At 48.7% G+C, this 17,648-nt stretch carries 17 protein-coding genes and 4 tRNA genes; 11 read left to right on the forward strand and 10 right to left on the reverse strand.

Annotated features, from left to right (window positions below; translation table 11 throughout):
• Positions 1 to 69: 69 nt before the first annotated feature.
• The 9 genes from FHQ30_RS00130 to argC form a co-directional block, all read right to left on the reverse strand.
• A complete protein-coding gene (locus FHQ30_RS00130) occupies positions 70 to 1,599 on the reverse strand; it encodes an NAD(P)H-hydrate dehydratase (RefSeq protein WP_176552651.1) in 1,530 nt (509 codons plus the stop codon).
• A gap of 22 nt (positions 1,600 to 1,621) precedes the next feature.
• A complete protein-coding gene (locus FHQ30_RS00135; RefSeq protein ID WP_139611687.1) occupies positions 1,622 to 1,996 on the reverse strand; it encodes a fluoride efflux transporter CrcB in 375 nt (124 codons plus the stop codon).
• Positions 1,997 to 2,011: 15 nt separating this feature from the next.
• Complete coding sequence (locus FHQ30_RS00140) at positions 2,012 to 2,626, reverse strand: glutathione S-transferase N-terminal domain-containing protein (protein WP_139611688.1); 615 nt, start codon at positions 2,624 to 2,626, stop codon at positions 2,012 to 2,014.
• A 9-nt stretch (positions 2,627 to 2,635) separates the two neighbouring features.
• The gene (locus FHQ30_RS00145; protein WP_139611689.1) at positions 2,636 to 3,457 is read right to left on the reverse strand and encodes a Cof-type HAD-IIB family hydrolase; all 822 of its coding nucleotides are present in this window, start codon (positions 3,455 to 3,457) and stop codon (positions 2,636 to 2,638) included.
• A 96-nt stretch (positions 3,458 to 3,553) separates the two neighbouring features.
• Entirely contained in the window at positions 3,554 to 3,862 is a 309-nt protein-coding gene (locus tag FHQ30_RS00150; RefSeq protein WP_139611690.1) for a DUF2288 domain-containing protein, read from the reverse strand.
• Between the two features lie 74 nt (positions 3,863 to 3,936).
• Entirely contained in the window at positions 3,937 to 4,749 is an 813-nt protein-coding gene (locus tag FHQ30_RS00155; protein WP_139611691.1) for a Slam-dependent surface lipoprotein, read from the reverse strand.
• Positions 4,750 to 4,978: 229 nt separating this feature from the next.
• Complete coding sequence (argH, locus tag FHQ30_RS00160; protein WP_139611692.1) at positions 4,979 to 6,352, reverse strand: argininosuccinate lyase; 1,374 nt, start codon at positions 6,350 to 6,352, stop codon at positions 4,979 to 4,981.
• A 102-nt stretch (positions 6,353 to 6,454) separates the two neighbouring features.
• Positions 6,455 to 7,228 carry an acetylglutamate kinase gene (gene argB / locus FHQ30_RS00165; protein WP_176552652.1) on the reverse strand — a complete coding sequence of 258 codons (774 nt, stop codon included), beginning with the start codon at positions 7,226 to 7,228 and terminating at the stop codon, positions 6,455 to 6,457.
• Between the two features lie 12 nt (positions 7,229 to 7,240).
• The gene (gene argC, locus FHQ30_RS00170) at positions 7,241 to 8,263 is read right to left on the reverse strand and encodes an N-acetyl-gamma-glutamyl-phosphate reductase (protein WP_139611694.1); all 1,023 of its coding nucleotides are present in this window, start codon (positions 8,261 to 8,263) and stop codon (positions 7,241 to 7,243) included.
• 153 nt (positions 8,264 to 8,416) lie between these two features.
• On the opposite strand from argC, the gene argE reads away from it, so the two are divergent.
• Complete coding sequence (gene argE, locus FHQ30_RS00175; RefSeq protein WP_139611695.1) at positions 8,417 to 9,559, forward strand: acetylornithine deacetylase; 1,143 nt, start codon at positions 8,417 to 8,419, stop codon at positions 9,557 to 9,559.
• A gap of 777 nt (positions 9,560 to 10,336) precedes the next feature.
• Here the strand turns inward: argE and FHQ30_RS00180 are convergent.
• Positions 10,337 to 11,320, reverse strand: coding sequence for an amidohydrolase family protein (locus tag FHQ30_RS00180; RefSeq protein ID WP_132965925.1), 984 nt, complete (start codon positions 11,318 to 11,320; stop codon positions 10,337 to 10,339).
• 433 nt (positions 11,321 to 11,753) lie between these two features.
• On the opposite strand from FHQ30_RS00180, the gene FHQ30_RS00185 reads away from it, so the two are divergent.
• The 10 genes from FHQ30_RS00185 to FHQ30_RS00230 all read left to right on the forward strand — a co-directional run.
• Positions 11,754 to 12,572: a transporter substrate-binding domain-containing protein gene (locus FHQ30_RS00185; protein ID WP_176552653.1), complete on the forward strand. Its 819-nt coding sequence runs from the start codon at positions 11,754 to 11,756 to the stop codon at positions 12,570 to 12,572.
• Positions 12,556 to 13,272: an amino acid ABC transporter permease gene (locus tag FHQ30_RS00190; RefSeq protein WP_139608994.1), complete on the forward strand. Its 717-nt coding sequence runs from the start codon at positions 12,556 to 12,558 to the stop codon at positions 13,270 to 13,272. Before FHQ30_RS00185 ends, FHQ30_RS00190 begins: the two co-directional genes overlap by 17 nt.
• An 8-nt stretch (positions 13,273 to 13,280) precedes the next feature.
• Positions 13,281 to 14,048 carry an amino acid ABC transporter ATP-binding protein gene (locus FHQ30_RS00195; RefSeq protein WP_139611696.1) on the forward strand — a complete coding sequence of 256 codons (768 nt, stop codon included), beginning with the start codon at positions 13,281 to 13,283 and terminating at the stop codon, positions 14,046 to 14,048.
• Between the two features lie 65 nt (positions 14,049 to 14,113).
• Positions 14,114 to 15,007: a site-specific tyrosine recombinase XerD gene (xerD, locus tag FHQ30_RS00200; RefSeq protein ID WP_139611697.1), complete on the forward strand. Its 894-nt coding sequence runs from the start codon at positions 14,114 to 14,116 to the stop codon at positions 15,005 to 15,007.
• 103 nt (positions 15,008 to 15,110) lie between these two features.
• The gene (locus FHQ30_RS00205) at positions 15,111 to 16,643 is read left to right on the forward strand and encodes a YifB family Mg chelatase-like AAA ATPase (RefSeq protein WP_139611698.1); all 1,533 of its coding nucleotides are present in this window, start codon (positions 15,111 to 15,113) and stop codon (positions 16,641 to 16,643) included.
• 177 nt (positions 16,644 to 16,820) lie between these two features.
• Positions 16,821 to 16,896: transfer RNA gene (locus FHQ30_RS00210), tRNA-Thr, on the forward strand.
• A 33-nt stretch (positions 16,897 to 16,929) separates the two neighbouring features.
• Positions 16,930 to 17,014 (forward strand) — tRNA-Tyr (locus tag FHQ30_RS00215).
• Between the two features lie 44 nt (positions 17,015 to 17,058).
• Positions 17,059 to 17,133 (forward strand) — tRNA-Gly (locus FHQ30_RS00220).
• Between the two features lie 4 nt (positions 17,134 to 17,137).
• A tRNA-Thr gene (locus FHQ30_RS00225) sits at positions 17,138 to 17,213 on the forward strand.
• Positions 17,214 to 17,317: 104 nt separating this feature from the next.
• A partial coding sequence (locus FHQ30_RS00230; protein ID WP_000031696.1) for a GTP-binding protein occupies positions 17,318 to 17,648 on the forward strand: 331 nt, incomplete at its 3' end.

Genomic DNA, 17,648 nt, shown 5'->3' on the forward strand with positions numbered 1-17,648 from the left:
CCCTACCCAGCCTAATCAATATCTTTGTCAATAATCTGAGGATAGCCCTGAAGCTATCCTTTTTTATGGCTAACAAAAATGTGTTGCTGGCAACTCACGGAATGCCAACGGCAGATAACGGATCAAATCACCGGCGATCATCCCTTCCTGACTGAGCGCTTGTGCTGCCAGATCACCGGCATAACCGTGTAAATACACGCCAAGAATCGCGCTCTGTTTCGGGCTGTAGCCTTGTGCCAAAAGTGCGGTCAGCACACCGGTCAACACATCGCCGCTACCACCGCTTGCCATCCCCGGATTGCCGCTGCTGTTAAAGTGGATAGTGCCATCCGGACAAAAAATCGCAGTGTAAGCGCCTTTTAACACCACATACAGTTTTCGCTGTTGTGCAAAAGTGCGGCTCAGTTGCAATTTATGCTGATCATCTTGCCATTGTCCAATCCAACGCTGCCACTCTTTTGGATGCGGTGTCAGAATGCTGTGCGGCGGAATCAGCTGTTGTGCAGCAGGATCCTGACTTAACAGATTCAAGGCATCGGCATCCAGCACCATCGGTTTATCCATTTGATGCAACAATTGCAGCAGGTAATATTTGGTCAGCGGATCTTGCCCGATGCCTGGTCCGATGCCGACCGCACGATAAGTGCGATAGTGCGAGCTGCAACCGCTCAGCACCGTTTCACCGTGATTGATGATCGCCATCGCTTCCGGCACCGCACTTTGCAAAATTGGATAACCGCACTTTGGACTTTCTACGCTGACTAAACTGGCACCGGCACGCAAACATGCCTGTGTTGCCAACACCGCAGCGCCGATTTTGCCGTAGCTGCCGGCGATTATCAGCGCATGCCCGAAACTGCCTTTATGGCTGAAGCGGCGGCGCGGGCGGTAGATTTGTTGGATATCGTGTAAGTCAGTGTAAAACAATTCGCTGCTTTGACGGGCAACTGCGTCGGGCAATAAGCCGATCGGCAGCAGCACCATCTCGCCGCTATACTCCTGATTTTCCGGCAACAGCAACGGCAGTTTGGGGATTTCCAGACAGAGGGTGTAGTCGGCACGAATCACGGTGTCTGCCGTTATATTATTCTCCTGCTCGCAAGATAAACCCGACGGCAAATCGATGCTGACAGTCGGCAGTTTAAATTGATTGACGGCGTCGATTAATTCCGCTGCCAAGCCTTGTAAAGTGCGGTTCAAACCGGAGCCGAACAGCGCATCGATCATCACGCCGTCGCAGTCTTGCAAGCGGTTTAAATCCCGGCTGTCTTGCAAGGTGATAATGGCAACGTCTAATGCTTGCAAGCGTCGTAAATTGGTGTGGCAATCGGGCGCATAACGTTCGGCTGCCAACAGAAACACCCGAACGCTAAAGCCTTGCAACCTGAGTTGGCGTGCAATCGCCAGCCCGTCGCCGCCGTTGTTGCCGCAGCCGCAGACAATATTGAAAATCAGGTCAGGATGACGTGGAAAATGCCCAATCAGCCATTGGCTACAGGCTTCGGCGGCTTGTTCCATCAGGTTAATCGAGGAGATCGGTTTGTGTTGAATGGTGTCAGCATCCACTTGTCGGATTTGTGCTGCGTTTAAAATCTTCATCGACTGCTCCTTAAAACGGTGTTTAGTGTAGCCATCTCCATAAATAAAAGCCAAGTGCGGTGCAGAGCAGGGCACCCAAGAGGTGGGCGGACACCACGCCGAGCCCATTCAGCCATTTGTCGCTCAGCAGCTTTTCGATTACTTCTGCCGAAAATGAGGAAAACGTGGTGAAGCTGCCGAGAAAACCGGTGATCAAAAACAGCCGCCATTCGGCACTGACGGCGGGAAAACTGAGAAATACACCCATTAAGATGCCGATCAGCAAACTGCCGAGACAGTTGGCAAGCCAAGTACCGAGTGCCATTTGATTAAACAGCGGATTAAGCCACAACGCCAGCAGCCAACGTGCCGTAGCGCCCAAACTTGCCCCACCGCACAATAATAATAAGGTTTGCATCTTTAGCCTTTTCTTCTAGCTTTGATAGGGCTTGGTGCTGGCAAGACACGGATAGGTTGCGTTCATCTGTTGCGCCCAGCGATCCAAGTGCGGTACCACTTCTGCTGGATTGATGCCGATCACATTCAGGCGGAAATGGAAGAAATCGATCACGCATACCACATATAACGTGGCGATATTCAGTTCCGTGCCAAGTTGTTCTAAGCGTTGTTCCAGATAACACAACGAGCGGATATTGCGTTCCATCATCTGCTGATGACGGCTGTGCCACCACTCTGCCGGATCGCGCAGCATACGCTCGCCCAAATACATCAGCGTATTTTCCATAATGCCGTCGGCGATGGCGTGGAAATTCAACACCTGCCAGCGCTTTTTCCCTTGCGGAAACAGCGACGGTTTTTTGCCGAGACTGTCGAGATATTCTGCGATTAAGCTGCTGTTAAACAGCCACTCGCCCTGATCGGTTTGCAACGCCGGAATGCGCCCGAGCGGATTGTCCTGATTGTGCGGCGATTCTGCTTTGGCGGCGACGGTCGGCAGCAGCTCGACTTGTTGTTCCAACTGATGATAGGCAATCACTGACCGCACTTTGCGCACAAACGGACTGGTAGTGGAGTACCAAAGTTTCATGCTCGCTCCTTAGACTAAATTAAACAGCGCCCGCAAATAAGTGGCAACCGATTCGTCACGATTCAGTCCGATTTGCTGCAAGTGCGGTAATGCTGCTTTCACCCGTGGATCGGCATTGCCCATCACACAGCCGCGCCCGACTTCGCTCAACATCTCAATATCATTCATACCGTCGCCAAAGGCAATGCAATCGCTTAATTCATATTGGCGATCTTGCAGCAAATGCGCCAACGCATTGGCTTTGGTCACCCCTTGGTTCATCACTTCCAGGCATTGCGGAGTGGAGTAGGTGATACTGACTTGATCCGCATAGCGCTGGCGGATTTGCTGTTCGACCGTTGCCAAATCAGCGGCGGTGCGCCCGACAAAAAACACTTTTTCCGTACCTCTGCCGTGATGGTGGCTGAAATCGACTACGTTGTAATCAAAACCGGAATCTTTGTGGTATTTGCGTAACTGTTTTAAATCCACATTGATAAACCACCCGTCGTCCTGATAGGAATTCAGAATCACGTTATTGTGGTCAATCTCCAGATTCATCAACTCAAACGCAATCTGTTCCGGCAAGCTGTTGCTGTAGAGCAAATTGCCGTGCAGATCATGAATCCGCGCACCGTTGGAGGTGATCATCGCGGCACGTTCGGATTCGATTTTGTTTAAAATATGCGCAACGTCAATATGGTTGCGTCCGGAAGCCAAGATGATATCAATCCCTTGATCTTCCAAGCGTTTAAGGGTTTCGGCGCTGTAGCTGCCGACGATGTGTTGGCTGGTGAGCAATGTGCCGTCCAAATCGGAAACAACAGCACGGAAAGAGCGGTTAAACGACATAATCTATCCTGAATGAGTGAAGAAAAACAAAATGACTACGGCTAATCATAACAAAGTGCGCTATGCTTTGTACGCTTTATTCGCCAAATTTATTATTTACTGTAGCGTCGGGGATTTATCCGCCACCGGCTGCACCAACACCCACGGCGCCAGCACCACTGCCCACAGTTGTTGATTGGTCTGATAAAAATCTAGCGCCTGCTGTTCGCTGACCGGTGCGATTTTTTGTTGTTCGATCAGCCCGGCAATATAAACGCTGTTATCCTGCAACATCGCTTGCGCCACTTCAAGCAAATCTAAGCTCGCCGCAAGATACAGCACCCGCCCGCGCGCAAAGTGCGGTTGCAGCTCGTGCCAGTGGATTTTGGCGATGTGTTGGTTGAGATCGGTGTTATCAAATGGCATAAATTGACTTGATTAGAAATTTGGGTAAATTATAGCAGAAATAAGAGCCACTGGGGTGGCTCTTGAATTTGAGATTATTGTTTGCCAGCAATAAATGCGGCGCCCCATCTTTCATCGCCTGTTTGTGATAATGCCATTCCTGCGAGTTGTTTAGCATTGTTGCCATAGAACTTGCCATCAACATTGGCTGTTCCGGGATCGACAGAAGAAGTTGCCGTACCGGAAAGGGTATTTTCGTTGATTTTTGCATTAACAGTGACAGTCGCTTGAGCCGAATCTAGGCTTCCGGATAACGTTTTGTTGCCGAAGTCGGCGTTAAATGTGCTGGTTCCTTTAATTTGATCAGGCAAATTTTCATCGGTAACGCCCGGGAATATTAAAGAGTCCCCTGTATAAGTTGCGACACCGCTTTGTGGAATGTCGTTTTTGGCTGTGACAGTGCCGTTATAAAATAGATAAGCTGGCGCATCTTCGCCTAGATCATAAAACCCGATTTTGGCAGAATCATATTTACCGCAACAAACCGTCGTTGTAACATTGCCTTCGCGAATATTGCTCCAGCCTCCGGCATAAATCCCACTCATCACTTGAATGGTTTGTCCATCGATAGTAATCGTATTTAAGTTTGGCGAAGTTAAATCAATAATATTAATTTTACTAGCCTCTCCATCCACAAAGATTTTGGCTACTTGCCCGGTAGTATTATTGGTTTCCGTATTAGGTGTACTCGGCGTATCAACATTGGTCGTTGGAGAAGTGGTATTATCGTTGACTGGTGTTGCCGTATTGCCACTGTTATCGCCACCACCGCCACTTCCGCTACTTCCGCCACAGGCAGTGATTAAGCCGAGGCAAAGTGCGGTTAAACTCAGTTTGATGAATTGCATAAGTCATTCCTTATTTATAGAGGTTATAGCCAAAAAGCTCTTTAGGGCAGTCTTGTAAATATTACGTGAAGATAGCTTACACTTCAAATGGTATGCTACACGCATGACATAAAGTATGATCGCGATCAATTTTTGGCTGCTTTTAGGCGTTAATCTTGGCGAGAAAAGCATAAAAAACGCCACTGATTGTGATCAATGGCGCTATCTAAACCGAGAATGGAATGTTAAGTTATGCCGACCGCACTTTGGCGACGGCAATCGCTTCAGCAACTCGTTGTGGAGCAACGCCGCCTTTGGCGCAGCGTTTGTCGAGGCAGGATTGCAGTGACAGAATCGGGTAAACATCGTGTTCGATGACCGGATTGAAACGTTTGAACTCCTCAAGGCTTAACGCTTCCAATGCTTTTTGTTGCTGAATCGCATATACCACCGCTTCGCCGACAATGTGGTGCGAGTCGCGGAACGGAATGCCTTTGGCGACCAGATAATCCGCTAATTCGGTGGCATTGGAGTAGCCTTTCAGTGCGGCTTCTTGGGTTTTTTCACGGTTGACTTTAATGTCGTCCAACACCAATGTTGCCATATCCAAACAGTCGTGCCAGGTATCCAGTGCGTCAAAAATGCCTTCTTTGTCTTCTTGCATATCTTTGTTATACGCCAGCGGTAGGCCTTTGACCGTCATTAACATGCCGTTTAACGCCCCAACCACACGCCCGGTTTTGCCGCGAATCAATTCGCAGGCGTCCGGATTTTTCTTCTGCGGCATCAACGATGAACCGGAAGTGACTTTGTCCGACAGCTCGACGAAATTGGATTCGCCGCTGTTGAAAATAATCAAATCTTCGGCGAAACGGGAAAGATGCACCATGCTTAACGCAGCGGCAGACAGCAGTTCGATGATGTGATCACGATCGGACACCGTATCCAAACTGTTATGGGTGGCAGAGGTGAAACCGAGATCCAGCGCCAACTGCTCGCGGTCAATCGGATAGGCTGTGCCGGCCAGCGCACCGCAGCCGAGCGGACAACTGTTCATGCGTTGATAGGCATCGGCAAGGCGTGAATAGTCCCGTTCTAACATTTCGAAATACGCCAGACACCAATGGGCAAAGGTGACCGGCTGTGCCCGTTGCAGGTGGGTGTAACCGGGCATCACCGCACTTTGATTAGCTTCGGCGGTGGCGATCAGCTTGTGTTGCAGCTGTCGGATGGATTTTTGCAGTTCGGTGACTTGCCGTTTACACCACAGTTTGATATCTAGCGCCACTTGGTCGTTGCGGCTGCGGCCGGTGTGCAATTTTTTGCCTAAGTCGCCGACTTTTTCGATCAGTTTGCTCTCGACCCAACTGTGAATATCTTCATGATCGTCTTGCAGGATAATCTGCGGATCGGCGGCAACCACGGCGTGCAGCGCTTGCAACGCTTGTTCCAGTTGTTGCTGTTCTGCGGCAGTTAAAACCCCAACGGCAGTCAAGGCTTTCGACCAACCGATCGAACCCTCGATATCCTGCTCCGCCAAGCGGTAGTCAAACACCAATGAATCGTTAAATTGTTTAAACCGCTGATCCGCCGCTTGCGTGAAGCGCCCGCCCCAAAGTGCCATAAAATTCCTCTTTTGTTGTTTAAATTTTTAGTTTTTTAGTAACAAGACGTTGGGCTTTTAATCCGCCCCGCATTTGTTGTCTATGTGCTGTCTATGTGTTATCTATGGACAAATCCGTGTGCCGACAATTTCGCCGCTTAACAGGGCGGTCAGTTTGTCGGGGTGTTTCCAGTTGGCGATGTCCACGCCACGCCCTAAATCTTTTGCCGCTTCCAATGCCGCATTGACCTTGACGATCATGCCGTCGGTGATCACCTTGTCCGCAATCAACTGGGCGATTTGCGTGCTGTCAAGTTGCGCAATCCGTTGTTTATTGGCATCTAACACACCGTCCACGTCGGACAACATCACCAGATCGGCATCGATCAATTTGGCGATAGTAATCGCCGCTTGATCGGCATTGACGTTCATCAAGCGCCCTTGTTTGTCCAAACCGATCGAGCTGATAATTGGCAGAAAATCCGCTTGTAACAGTTGTGTTAACAGCGTCGGATCGTTGGCGCTCACGTTAGCAACATGTCCTAATTCCTCATCAAACTGTTGTGCTTCGGTCATGTTGCCGTCGCCCAAAAACAGCCCGACCGCATTCAGTTGCATACTTAAGGCTTTTGCCAACAGAGTTTTGTTGGCAATGCCGGCCAGTGCACCGACGATAATATCAATTTGATCGCTTGGGGTGATGCGCAAACCGTTCTTTTTTGCCACCGGCAAATTCAGCTTTTTCATCAGATTATCCACCACAATGCCGCCGCCGTGTACAATCACGATTTGGCGCTGGTGTTGTTGGCGATAGTGGCGAAGTGCGGTCAACAGGTTATCCATGGCTTGCGGCGTATCGAGCAACACACCGCCGACTTTTAAGACTAAGGCTCTCATCAGCTGCTCCTATTAAAATAATCCGGCGGTTTCCGGGAAGTTATAACGGATATTGGCACATTGCACCGCCTGTGCCGATGCGCCTTTCAGCAAATTGTCTTCTGCACCGACGATAATAATGTGCTGATCTTTGACGGCAAAGGCAATATCGCAGAACGGGGTGAATTCTACCTGTTTAATCGCCGGAAAATGACGACCGCACAAGCGCACCAACGGACGGCCGTGATAAGCTTGCTCAAACGCCGCTTGTACTTGCTCGGCGCTGACACCGGCTTTCAGTTTGGCGGTGATGGTCGCCAAAATGCCACGTTTGAAATTGCCCAAGTGCGGGGTAAAAATCACGTCGCAGCCCAAATGGCTGGCGATTTCCGGCTGGTGGCGGTGGTTAAATACGCCGTAGGCATTCAGACTGACTTCGCAGAAACTGCTGGTCAGACTGGCTTTGCGTCCGGCGCCACTCACACCGCTGACGGCATTAATCACCGGCAGCTGGGAGCGGTCAATCAAATCATTTTCCAGCAGCGGTTTCAGGCTCAGTTGTGACACAGTAGGATAACAGCCGGCAACCGCCACCAAGTCGGTCTGTTTGATCTGTTCATGGTTCCATTCCGCCAAGCCGTAAACCGCACTTTGCAACAGTTGCGGATGTTGGTGTTCAAAGCCATAATATTGGGTATAAAATTCAGCGTTATTCACTCGATACGCCCCGGACAGATCGAACACTTGGCAGCCGGCATTGAGGAAAATCGGCGCATAATCGTGGCTGACTTCGTGGGCGGTTGCCAAAAACACCGTATCAAATTGCTGCGCCAGTTTGCCGATCTCAGTATTGTCGGCAGGCAATGGTTGCAACGGCAGATCCACCAGGCTACGCAGTTGCGGATACAGGCTGGAAATCGGTTTGTTGGCATCGGCACTGTTGCTGGAAACATACAACCCGCTCAGTTCAAATTGCGGATGACGGTTTAAAATCAGGGCGAGTTCGGCACCGGTGTAACCGCTGGCACCGACAATGATGGCTTTTAATTTTGACATAGGGTAGGCTAATCCTTATAAGTGGCAAAAAGTTAAAGCTATTGTATGTGATTTATACATGATTTGCACCACGTTAAATAAAGTTTAAGAGTGATTAATTATGCGTTATTTTGCATAATTATTGAAATTAATCCCCTATTATCAGGAAAAAATATGTCAATACCGCACTTTCTCGAGTTATACCGCACTTTAATCGGCTTGCCGACCATCAGCAGTTTGGAGGCAGAGCAGGATCAATCCAACCGCACTTTGATCGAAACTTTGGCGGATTGGTTGGCTACATTGGGCTTTACAACTGACATCATCGCAGTCGAGGGGGCGCGCGATAAATACAACCTACTGGCGAGTTACGGTGAGGGCGAGGGTGGGCTGCTGCTGGCCGGACACACCGACACCGTGCCGTTTGATGCCGGGCGTTGGAGCTTTGATCCGTTCAAACTGACCGAACAAGACGGTAAATTTTACGGCTTGGGCACGGCGGATATGAAAGGCTTTTTCGCCTTTGTGGTGGATACGGTGGCAAATTTGGAGCTGAGCCAACTGAAAAAACCGCTGCGTATTCTTGCCACCGCCGATGAAGAAACCACCATGCTCGGCGCACGCACTTTTGCTCAACATGCGCATATTCGCCCCGACTGTGCGATTATCGGCGAACCCTCCGGATTACAACCGATCCGCGCGCACAAAGGCTATATGGGCAATGCGGTACGGGTGACTGGCAAATCGGGGCATTCCAGCGATCCGGACAAAGGGATCAATGCGATTGAAATTATGCATCAAGCCACCACCCATCTGATTGGTTTGCGTGATACGCTGCGTGAAAAATACCGCCACAACGGCTTTGTGATTCCCTATCCGACCATGAACTTGGGCAATATTCACGGCGGCGATGCGCTCAATCGGATTTGCGCCTGCTGCGAGCTGCAATTCGATATTCGCCCGTTGCCGAATTTGGAATTGAAAGATTTAAACGAGATGATGCAGCAAGCGTTGCAACCGTTGATCGAATGTTGGGGCGATCGTGTGACCCTGACCGCACTTTACGAACCGATTCCCGGCTATGAGTGCCCACATTCGGCGCAAGTGGTGCAGGTGGTGGAAAAACTGCTGGGCGAAACTGCACAAACCGTCAACTACTGCACCGAAGCGCCGTTTATCCAACAGTTGTGTCCAACCTTGATTTTAGGGCCTGGCTCGATCGAACAGGCGCACCAGCCGGATGAGTTTCTGGAAACGAAATATGTGCAACCGACCCGGGATTTATTGGCGAAGTTGATTGGGTATTTTTGTGGGTGATTGAACGACACTTTGGTTTTTTTATTACTATCGTTTTTCGCTTCACGGTAATTATACTTTGTCTTTTCTCATTTATCTTAAAGTCGCTATCGGGTTTCGCCGATGGCGACTTACTTTTTTTGCTTGTACAAAAAAAGTAAGCAAAAAAATACACCCCAATTGTAGTGCTGATCTTCGCCTTTGCTAATTTCTACGGTCAATTTGTAAACTTGCCTGCTGCGCAGGCTTCGGACACGACAAATTGACCTTGAAATTTTCACGCAAACGCTCAGGCACTCCAGATGGGGAATAAAAACCAAACGCCCCGCACTTTGATTTTTCTATTTATAATTAAGTCGTTATATCTTGGGCGCATTCAATGCGCCCCTACATTTAGGGCAATACTTCCGGTGTAATTAAAATCTTGTACTTTGCGTCGTATTTTTCGGGTTCCCTTGTGAACTGTCTGAGCGTGTGTGAAATTTGTAGGGAAATTTTTTTGTTTGAGCGAAGCGAGTTTGCCCGCGTAGCGGGCGTATTAAAAATTTTCCGTTAAGCAAATTCACACTAAGCGAAGATCAGCAGTTCATTAGGGTGTGCTTTATTCGCTTCGCTCACCCTTCGGGCTGTTGCCAAAGGCAACATTCAAACGCAAGCGTTTGTCTTTGCCTACTTTTCTTTGCACAAGCAAAGAAAAGTATGGTCGCCGTCGAGGCGAAAAAACGACAGTGATAAAAAAAATCAGTCGCCATCGGCGAAACCCGATAGCGACTTTAAGATAAATGAGAAAAACTTAGCCTAATCCAACCCCAGCACCTTACGTCCATTCACACTGGCGATGTTGATCATCGCTTCGATATCCGGGAAGCGGCAGCCGGCGGCGAGCAGGCTGAGTTCTTGCCACATGTCGCCTTCGCACAACGGCACCATGTAGTCGCAGATATTGTCGGTGCCGATGGCGACGGTGATGCCTTCCGGAATCATTTCATCGGCAGGGGTCAGGGCGTTGTGGAACGGCATTAGGTCTTCTTTACGGTTGCTGTCGATCCATGCCATCGGGCAGGCGATCATCATCAGTTGCGCTTGACGCATTTTTTCATATAGCCGATAGCGGTATTCTTTAGGATGTGCGCCAATGGAGATGCCGTGAATGGCGGCAACCCGCCCTTGCATACCGTGTTCGATGGTTTTGTCGCACAACATTTCGGTCTCTTTTTCGCGTGGGGTGTTGAATTGGTCAACATGCACATGGCACATAATGCCGCGTGATTTGGCGGCATCCATCAAAATATCAAACGCTTCTTCGCCACGTCCGTAATCCAGTTCATCACGATACGGCAAGCCACCGATCATATCCACCATATCGGCGCCGATGTCAAACCATTTGCGTGCGGTCGGCTCAATCACACCTTTTAGTGTTTGGTTGGCAAATTTCAGAATAATATCGTTCTTATACATTTCACGCGCACGGTGGGCGGCTATAATCGCTCGGTCTTCACAAACCGGATCGATGTCCACAAAGGTGCCGAATGCGGTGACGCCTTGTTGAATCATCATCTCAATCGCTTGGCAAAAGCGGGCGTAGTAGTCATCGACACTGGAGTTGCGTTTGATTTCGTCGACTAAATCCCATTTTTGTTGCAGATTGCAAGTGCGGTAAATATCAATTTTTTCCGGCGTCATGGTGAAAGCACGGTCGGCGTGGGCGTGAGAGTTGACCCAACCGCCTTTTTTGATAATTTCATCGCGAATATAGGTATTAAACGTACGAACGTGTTGCATTGCGGTTACTCCATAAATTAGCTGTCAAAATAGGAATCAATCGAATGGTGCGTAAAGTTGCGGAGCTAAATTGCGGGCAAAAAAAATCCCCACTGGCGGAGGATATTTGTTGATCAGATAACAATACTGACAATAGGTTATGCAGAGATCGCATAACGGTTTTATTGGCGACAAAAGTGCGGTTATTGTTAAATGAGCGAGTTTGCATAATTCTAGTTCCTGATGGGCACTAGAATGATAGTATAAATAGTTGCGGCGCGGAAATAAAGCGTTTTTTCAGAACAGCAATTGCCGAGGCGAATTTTTAGGATTGTGTTTGAGGTTTCGACAACGCTTATCACTGGAAGTTATAACTTATCAGATGTAATTATGGTAGCGTTTGCGGCAATCTATTATACTAAAGCACTATTTTAAAACTCAGTGGGAATAAAGAATGAAGTTAAGTAAAAAATGGTTTGCTATGATTGCTGTGGCAGTTGCCGCATTCGGCTTGAGTGCCTGTGATCAAGGTAAATCAAGTGCAGCTAAGACTGAAGCAAAAGAAGCGACATTGGCAGAAACGTTGGCAAGCAGCAAAATATTGCGGGTCGGCACCGAAGGAACTTATCCACCGTTTACTTTTCATGATAAAGATGGCAATTTGACCGGTTTTGATGTGGAAGTCACTCGTGAAGTAGCAAAACGTTTGGGATTGGAAGTGCAGTTTTTTGAAACGCAGTGGGATGCGATGTTTGCCGGTTTAAATGCTAAACGTTTTGATATTATTGCTAACCAAGTGGACTTAAGTAATCCGGAGCGCCAGCAGAAATATTTATTGTCTGAACCGTATAATTTCGAGCGCTCGGTGGTGGTGACGCCGGTCGAAACACCCAATTTAACCGCACTTGATGAAGTCAAAGGCAAAAAATCTGCACAAAGCATCAACAGCAGCTACTATGTGTTGGCAAAGGAAAACGGTGCTGAGATCTTACCAGTCGAAGGCATGGCGCAGGCGCTGGAATTGGTGAAACAAAAACGTGCCGATTTAACGCTGAACGGGCAATTGGCAATTTTAGATTATTTGAAACAGCAACCGAATTCCGGTTTAAAAATTGCTTATCGTGATGACAATAAAATTGGCTCCGGTTTTGTCTTTTTGAAAGGCAATGATGAGGTAGTAGCGGAGTTCAACCGCACTTTGGATGATATGCGTGCGGATGGCAGCCTAAAAGCCCTTTCTGTGCAGTGGTTTGGCGATGACGTTACTGAATAATCTGCTGTCAGCATTGCCGTTTTTAGATCAACAACAAGCGTCGATGCTGATCGACGCTTTTTTGCCCATGCTGCGTGGAGCGATTTTCAACACCGTTCCGCTGACGTTGTTGTCGTTTTTATTCGGTATGTTGATTGCGGTGTTTATTGCGCTGATTCGGGTGATTCCACGCACTAATCCATTGTATGCGCTCGGGTATTATCTGGCACGAGTTTATGTCTCTGCGATTCGTGGTACACCGTTGCTGGTGCAGCTGTTTATTATTTTCTACGGTTTGCCGAATATCGGCGTGAAGTTAGATCCGTTTCCATCAGCGGTGATCGCTTTTTCATTAAATATCGGTGCTTACGCTTCTGAAACACTGCGTGCCGCTATTTTGTCGATCCCGAAAGGGCAATGGGAAGCCTCGTATTCAATTGGCATGAGCTACGCCCAAACCTTCCGCCGCACCATTATGCCGCAGGCGATGCGGGTTTCGGTGCCACCGCTATCGAACAGTTTTATCAGCTTGGTCAAAGATACCTCATTGGCGTCCACCGTGTTGGTGACCGAGCTGTTTCGTGAGGCGCAAAACATTGCTGCCACCACCTATGAATTTCTCTGGATTTACAGTGAAGCAGCGCTGATTTACTGGATAATCTGTTTCTCGCTGTCATTGCTGCAAGGCAGGCTGGAAAAGCACTTCTCTCGCTACGGTTAAGGATCTTGATGTTACGGGTAAAAGATATTCATAAACGATTTCACGGCATTGAAGTGCTGAAAGGGATTGATTTACAAATACAAAAAGGCGAAGTGATCGCGATTCTCGGGCCATCCGGTTCGGGCAAAACCACCTTTTTGCGCTGTCTAAATCTGTTGGAAACGCCGGATCAAGGCACGCTCGAATTCAGTGACCGCACTTTGCAGATTGATTTTTCACACAAAATCAGCAAACAGCAGACATTACAACTACGCCGCCGTACTGCGATGGTGTTTCAACAGCATAATCTATTTCCGCACCGTACGGTGGTGGAAAATGTGATGGAAGGCTTGATTGTGGTGCAGAAAAAAGATCCGACGTTGGCTCGGCAGGTGGCGCAAACGTTACTGGAAAAGGTCGGATTGGGCGATAAATTGGATTACTATCCGTCACAGCTGTCCGGTGGACAGCAGCAACGTGTCGGCATTGCACGCGCATTAGCGGTGCAGCCGGAGGTGATTTTACTGGACGAACCGACATCGGCACTGGATCCGGAATTGGTCAACGAAGTGTTGCAAACGCTGAAATTGCTGGCAAAAGAGGGCTGGACGATGGTGATTGTCACCCACGAAATCCGTTTTGCGCAAGAGGTGGCAGATCGGGTGATGTTTATCGATCAAGGCAAAGTGGTGGAGCAAGGTGAGGCGAAAGCATTTTTCAGTCGTCCGCAACACGAGCGTACCAAACAGTTTTTACAACAGGTCGATCCGATCGACTACGCTGATTATTGCATTTAAGATAGTATTCTCATCAAGCAGACCCTAAAGTGCGGTTCGATTAAACAACAGACAACAGGAGCAATATGAAAGACAGCACACTGATAGATTTGTTCCTTAATGAACTGTGGTTGGAAAAAGGGTTGTCAGAAAATACCATCGCCTCTTATCGCTTGGACTTGACCGCACTTTGCCTCTGGCTAGAACAGCGACAATTCAGCTTGATCACTCTTGATGTGTTTGATTTGCAAGCTTTTCTTGGTGATCGCTTGGCGCAGGGTTATAAAGCCACCAGCTCGGCGCGCTTGTTAAGTGCGATGCGCAAACTATTTCAATATTTATATCGTGAAAAATATCGTAGCGATGATCCGACCGCACTGCTAACCTCCCCCAAACTGCCGTCGCGTCTGCCGAAATACTTGAGCGAAGCACAGGTTACTGATTTGCTGAATGCGCCAGCAACCGATGATCCATTGGAGTTGCGCGATAAAGCGATGTTAGAACTGTTATACGCCACCGGCTTGCGCGTGACTGAATTGGTCACTTTAACCCTGAATCACCTCAGTTTGAATCAAGGCGTAGTGCGGGTGATCGGCAAAGGCGACAAAGAGCGGTTGGTGCCGATGGGTGAAGAAGCAACGTATTGGATTCAACAGTTTGTATTATACGGACGTACGGTGCTGTTGAAAGGGCAGAGCTCTGATGTGTTGTTCCCAAGCTTACGCGGCACGATGATGACTCGCCAGACATTCTGGCACCGGATTAAACACTACGCCTTATTGGCACAAATCGACCAAGACAGCCTCTCGCCACATGTGCTGCGTCACGCTTTTGCCACACATTTGGTGAATCACGGCGCGGACTTACGCGTGGTGCAAATGTTGCTCGGCCACAGTGATCTCTCCACCACCCAAATCTACACTCACGTTGCCAAAGAACGTCTGAAAAAACTGCACCAACAGTTTCATCCTCGCGGATAATTGATTTTTTTACGATCCGGATCGTAAAAAATATCGGCATTCGTTTTTTCTTGACCGCACTTTTCTATACTGCTTGCTATTTCTTATTCAAGAGAGAGGCAATATGTCGTTAGCGATTGTTTATAGTCGGGCGTGTATCGGAGTGGAAGCGCCGTTGGTGACGATTGAAGTGCATATGAGTCGTGGTAAACCGGGATTGACCTTGGTCGGCTTGCCGGAAACAGCAGTGAAAGAAGCGCGCGATCGGGTGCGCAGTGCGCTGATTAATGCGCGTTTTGAATATCCATTGTACCGCATGACGATTAACCTGGCGCCGGCGGATTTGCCAAAAGAAGGAGGGCGTTACGATTTGGCAATAGCATTGGGCATTTTGGCGGCTTCGGGGCAGATTTCGGCGGAGAATTTGGGACGTTATGAGTTTTTGGGTGAGTTGGCATTAACCGGTGAGCTACGTGGCACGCAGGGCGTGATTCCGGCGATTATCGAGGCCGGGAAAGTCAAACGGAAATTGATTATAGCCAGTGAAAATGCGGAGCAGGCAGGGTTGCTCGGTGATTATCAAACTTATTTCGCTGATTCGTTGCTGCAAATTGCGACATTTTTGCAAGGACAGGATGAATTACCTTCGGCGCAGCTAACCTCATTTCCGGTGCAGCAATTGCCACAGGAGAGCCGTTGTTTAACCGATATTATCGGGCAGCAGCATGCTAAGCGGGCACTGACGATTGCGGCTGCCGGGCAACATAACTTGCTGTTTTTAGGGCCGCCCGGCACCGGAAAAACGATGTTAGCAAGTCGGCTGACCGCACTTTTGCCGGAAATGAATGAGCATGAAGCCATAGAGAGTGCTGCTGTTGCCAGCTTGGTACAAACTCGATTACATAGTCAATATTGGCGTCAGCGACCATTTCGTACCCCGCACCACAGTGCTTCACTGGCAGCGCTGGTTGGCGGCGGTTCTAGCCCGAAACCGGGCGAGATTTCGCTGGCGCACAATGGCGTGTTGTTTCTGGATGAACTGCCTGAGTTCGAACGCAAAGTGCTGGATGCACTGCGTGAACCGTTGGAATCGGGCGAAATTGTGATTTCCCGAGCCAATGCCAAAGTGCGGTTTCCGGCAAAGTTTCAGTTGGTTGCAGCGATGAATCCGAGCCCGACCGGACATTATCAAGGCTTGCACAACCGCACTTCGATTCAGCAGGTGATGCGCTATCTCAATCGTTTATCCGGCCCGTTTCTCGATCGCTTTGATTTATCGATTGCAGTGCCGTTATTACCGGCCGGCAGTCTGCAACAAGGTGGGGAACGTGGTGAAACGAGCGAACAAGTGCGGTCAAAAGTGGTTGTAGTGCAAGAAAAACAGCTGGCACGCAGCGGAAAAATTAATGCGCATTTGAGTGGTAAACTGTTGGAACAACATTGTGCATTGAGTTCGGCGGATTCGTTGTTTTTAGAAAATGCGTTATTAAAACTGGGACTGTCGGTGCGTGCGTATCACCGAATTTTAAAAGTCTCGCGTACTATTGCTGATTTGGACGGTTGTGAACAGATTGAACGACAACATTTAACCGAAGCCTTGGGATATCGTGCGATGGATCGATTATTGGCACGTTTGGCGAATCAATCTGAGCGTTAAGTGTGCATGATAAGTGGTGGGATAACATGTGGTTTTCTCGATTTTTATAAGAAATTAGTTTAAATCTTCTTCATCTTGTTTAAAAAGCAATCGAACAATGAAAATTTGCCATTTTTTTGCAAAAAATGCTTGTCAGGGGAATTTATATCCCTATAATACGCCTCACTTGTTTGCGTCGCCGACTTAGCTCAGTAGGTAGAGCAACTGACTTGTAATCAGTAGGTCACCAGTTCGATTCCGGTAGTCGGCACCATTACTTAAGTAAGTAAGCGTAAATAAGTAGCGTGGAGGGATTCCCGAGCGGCCAAAGGGAGCAGACTGTAAATCTGCCGGCTCAGCCTTCGAAGGTTCGAATCCTTCTCCCTCCACCATTTTTTCATTCAAATCCAGATGATTGGGGTAGATGAATAAGAACGCGGGCATCGTATAATGGCTATTACCTCAGCCTTCCAAGCTGATGACGCGGGTTCGATTCCCGCTGCCCGCTCCAAAGCGCTGATATAGCTCAGTTGGTAGAGCGCACCCTTGGTAAGGGTGAGGTCGGCGGTTCGAATCCGCCTATCAGCACCACTTTTCTATTCTTATTGCAATCCCATTCAATTGAAATCAATTTCTACATTAGGTTAATGTGGTAACTGAACCATCGATAACCGTGTTTGTTTAGAGGGACTAAAATGTCTAAAGAAAAATTTGAACGTACAAAACCGCACGTTAACGTGGGAACAATCGGCCACGTTGACCATGGTAAAACAACTTTAACCGCAGCAATCACCACTGTATTGGCAAAAACCTACGGCGGTGCCGCGCGTGCTTTCGATCAAATCGATAATGCGCCGGAAGAAAAAGCGCGTGGTATCACCATCAACACTTCACACGTTGAATACGACACCCCAACTCGCCACTATGCGCACGTTGACTGTCCGGGACACGCCGACTATGTGAAAAACATGATCACCGGTGCGGCGCAAATGGACGGTGCGATTCTGGTTGTTGCGGCAACTGACG

It is taken from the genome of Testudinibacter sp. 'clade 2', from assembly GCF_006227735.1.
GTDB lineage: Bacteria > Pseudomonadota > Gammaproteobacteria > Enterobacterales > Pasteurellaceae > Chelonobacter.

What these genes read in the sequence shown, in the direction of transcription:
- argH (WP_139611692.1), bottom strand. Translation starts at nt 6,352, where the DNA reads ATGGCACTTTGGGGCGGGCGCTTCACGCAAGCGGCGGATCAGCGGTTT.
- argB (WP_176552652.1), bottom strand. Translation starts at nt 7,228, where the DNA reads ATGAGAGCCTTAGTCTTAAAAGTCGGCGGTGTGTTGCTCGATACGCCG.
- FHQ30_RS00135 (WP_139611687.1), bottom strand. Translation starts at nt 1,996, where the DNA reads ATGCAAACCTTATTATTATTGTGCGGTGGGGCAAGTTTGGGCGCTACG.
- FHQ30_RS00150 (WP_139611690.1), bottom strand. Translation starts at nt 3,862, where the DNA reads ATGCCATTTGATAACACCGATCTCAACCAACACATCGCCAAAATCCAC.
- FHQ30_RS00130 (WP_176552651.1), bottom strand. Translation starts at nt 1,599, where the DNA reads ATGAAGATTTTAAACGCAGCACAAATCCGACAAGTGGATGCTGACACC.
- xerD (WP_139611697.1), top strand. Translation starts at nt 14,114, where the DNA reads ATGAAAGACAGCACACTGATAGATTTGTTCCTTAATGAACTGTGGTTG.
- FHQ30_RS00195 (WP_139611696.1), top strand. Translation starts at nt 13,281, where the DNA reads ATGTTACGGGTAAAAGATATTCATAAACGATTTCACGGCATTGAAGTG.
- FHQ30_RS00140 (WP_139611688.1), bottom strand. Translation starts at nt 2,626, where the DNA reads ATGAAACTTTGGTACTCCACTACCAGTCCGTTTGTGCGCAAAGTGCGG.
- FHQ30_RS00155 (WP_139611691.1), bottom strand. Translation starts at nt 4,749, where the DNA reads ATGCAATTCATCAAACTGAGTTTAACCGCACTTTGCCTCGGCTTAATC.
- FHQ30_RS00180 (WP_132965925.1), bottom strand. Translation starts at nt 11,320, where the DNA reads ATGCAACACGTTCGTACGTTTAATACCTATATTCGCGATGAAATTATC.
- argC (WP_139611694.1), bottom strand. Translation starts at nt 8,263, where the DNA reads ATGTCAAAATTAAAAGCCATCATTGTCGGTGCCAGCGGTTACACCGGT.
- FHQ30_RS00205 (WP_139611698.1), top strand. Translation starts at nt 15,111, where the DNA reads ATGTCGTTAGCGATTGTTTATAGTCGGGCGTGTATCGGAGTGGAAGCG.
- FHQ30_RS00145 (WP_139611689.1), bottom strand. Translation starts at nt 3,457, where the DNA reads ATGTCGTTTAACCGCTCTTTCCGTGCTGTTGTTTCCGATTTGGACGGC.
- FHQ30_RS00185 (WP_176552653.1), top strand. Translation starts at nt 11,754, where the DNA reads ATGAAGTTAAGTAAAAAATGGTTTGCTATGATTGCTGTGGCAGTTGCC.
- argE (WP_139611695.1), top strand. Translation starts at nt 8,417, where the DNA reads ATGTCAATACCGCACTTTCTCGAGTTATACCGCACTTTAATCGGCTTG.
- FHQ30_RS00190 (WP_139608994.1), top strand. Translation starts at nt 12,556, where the DNA reads ATGACGTTACTGAATAATCTGCTGTCAGCATTGCCGTTTTTAGATCAA.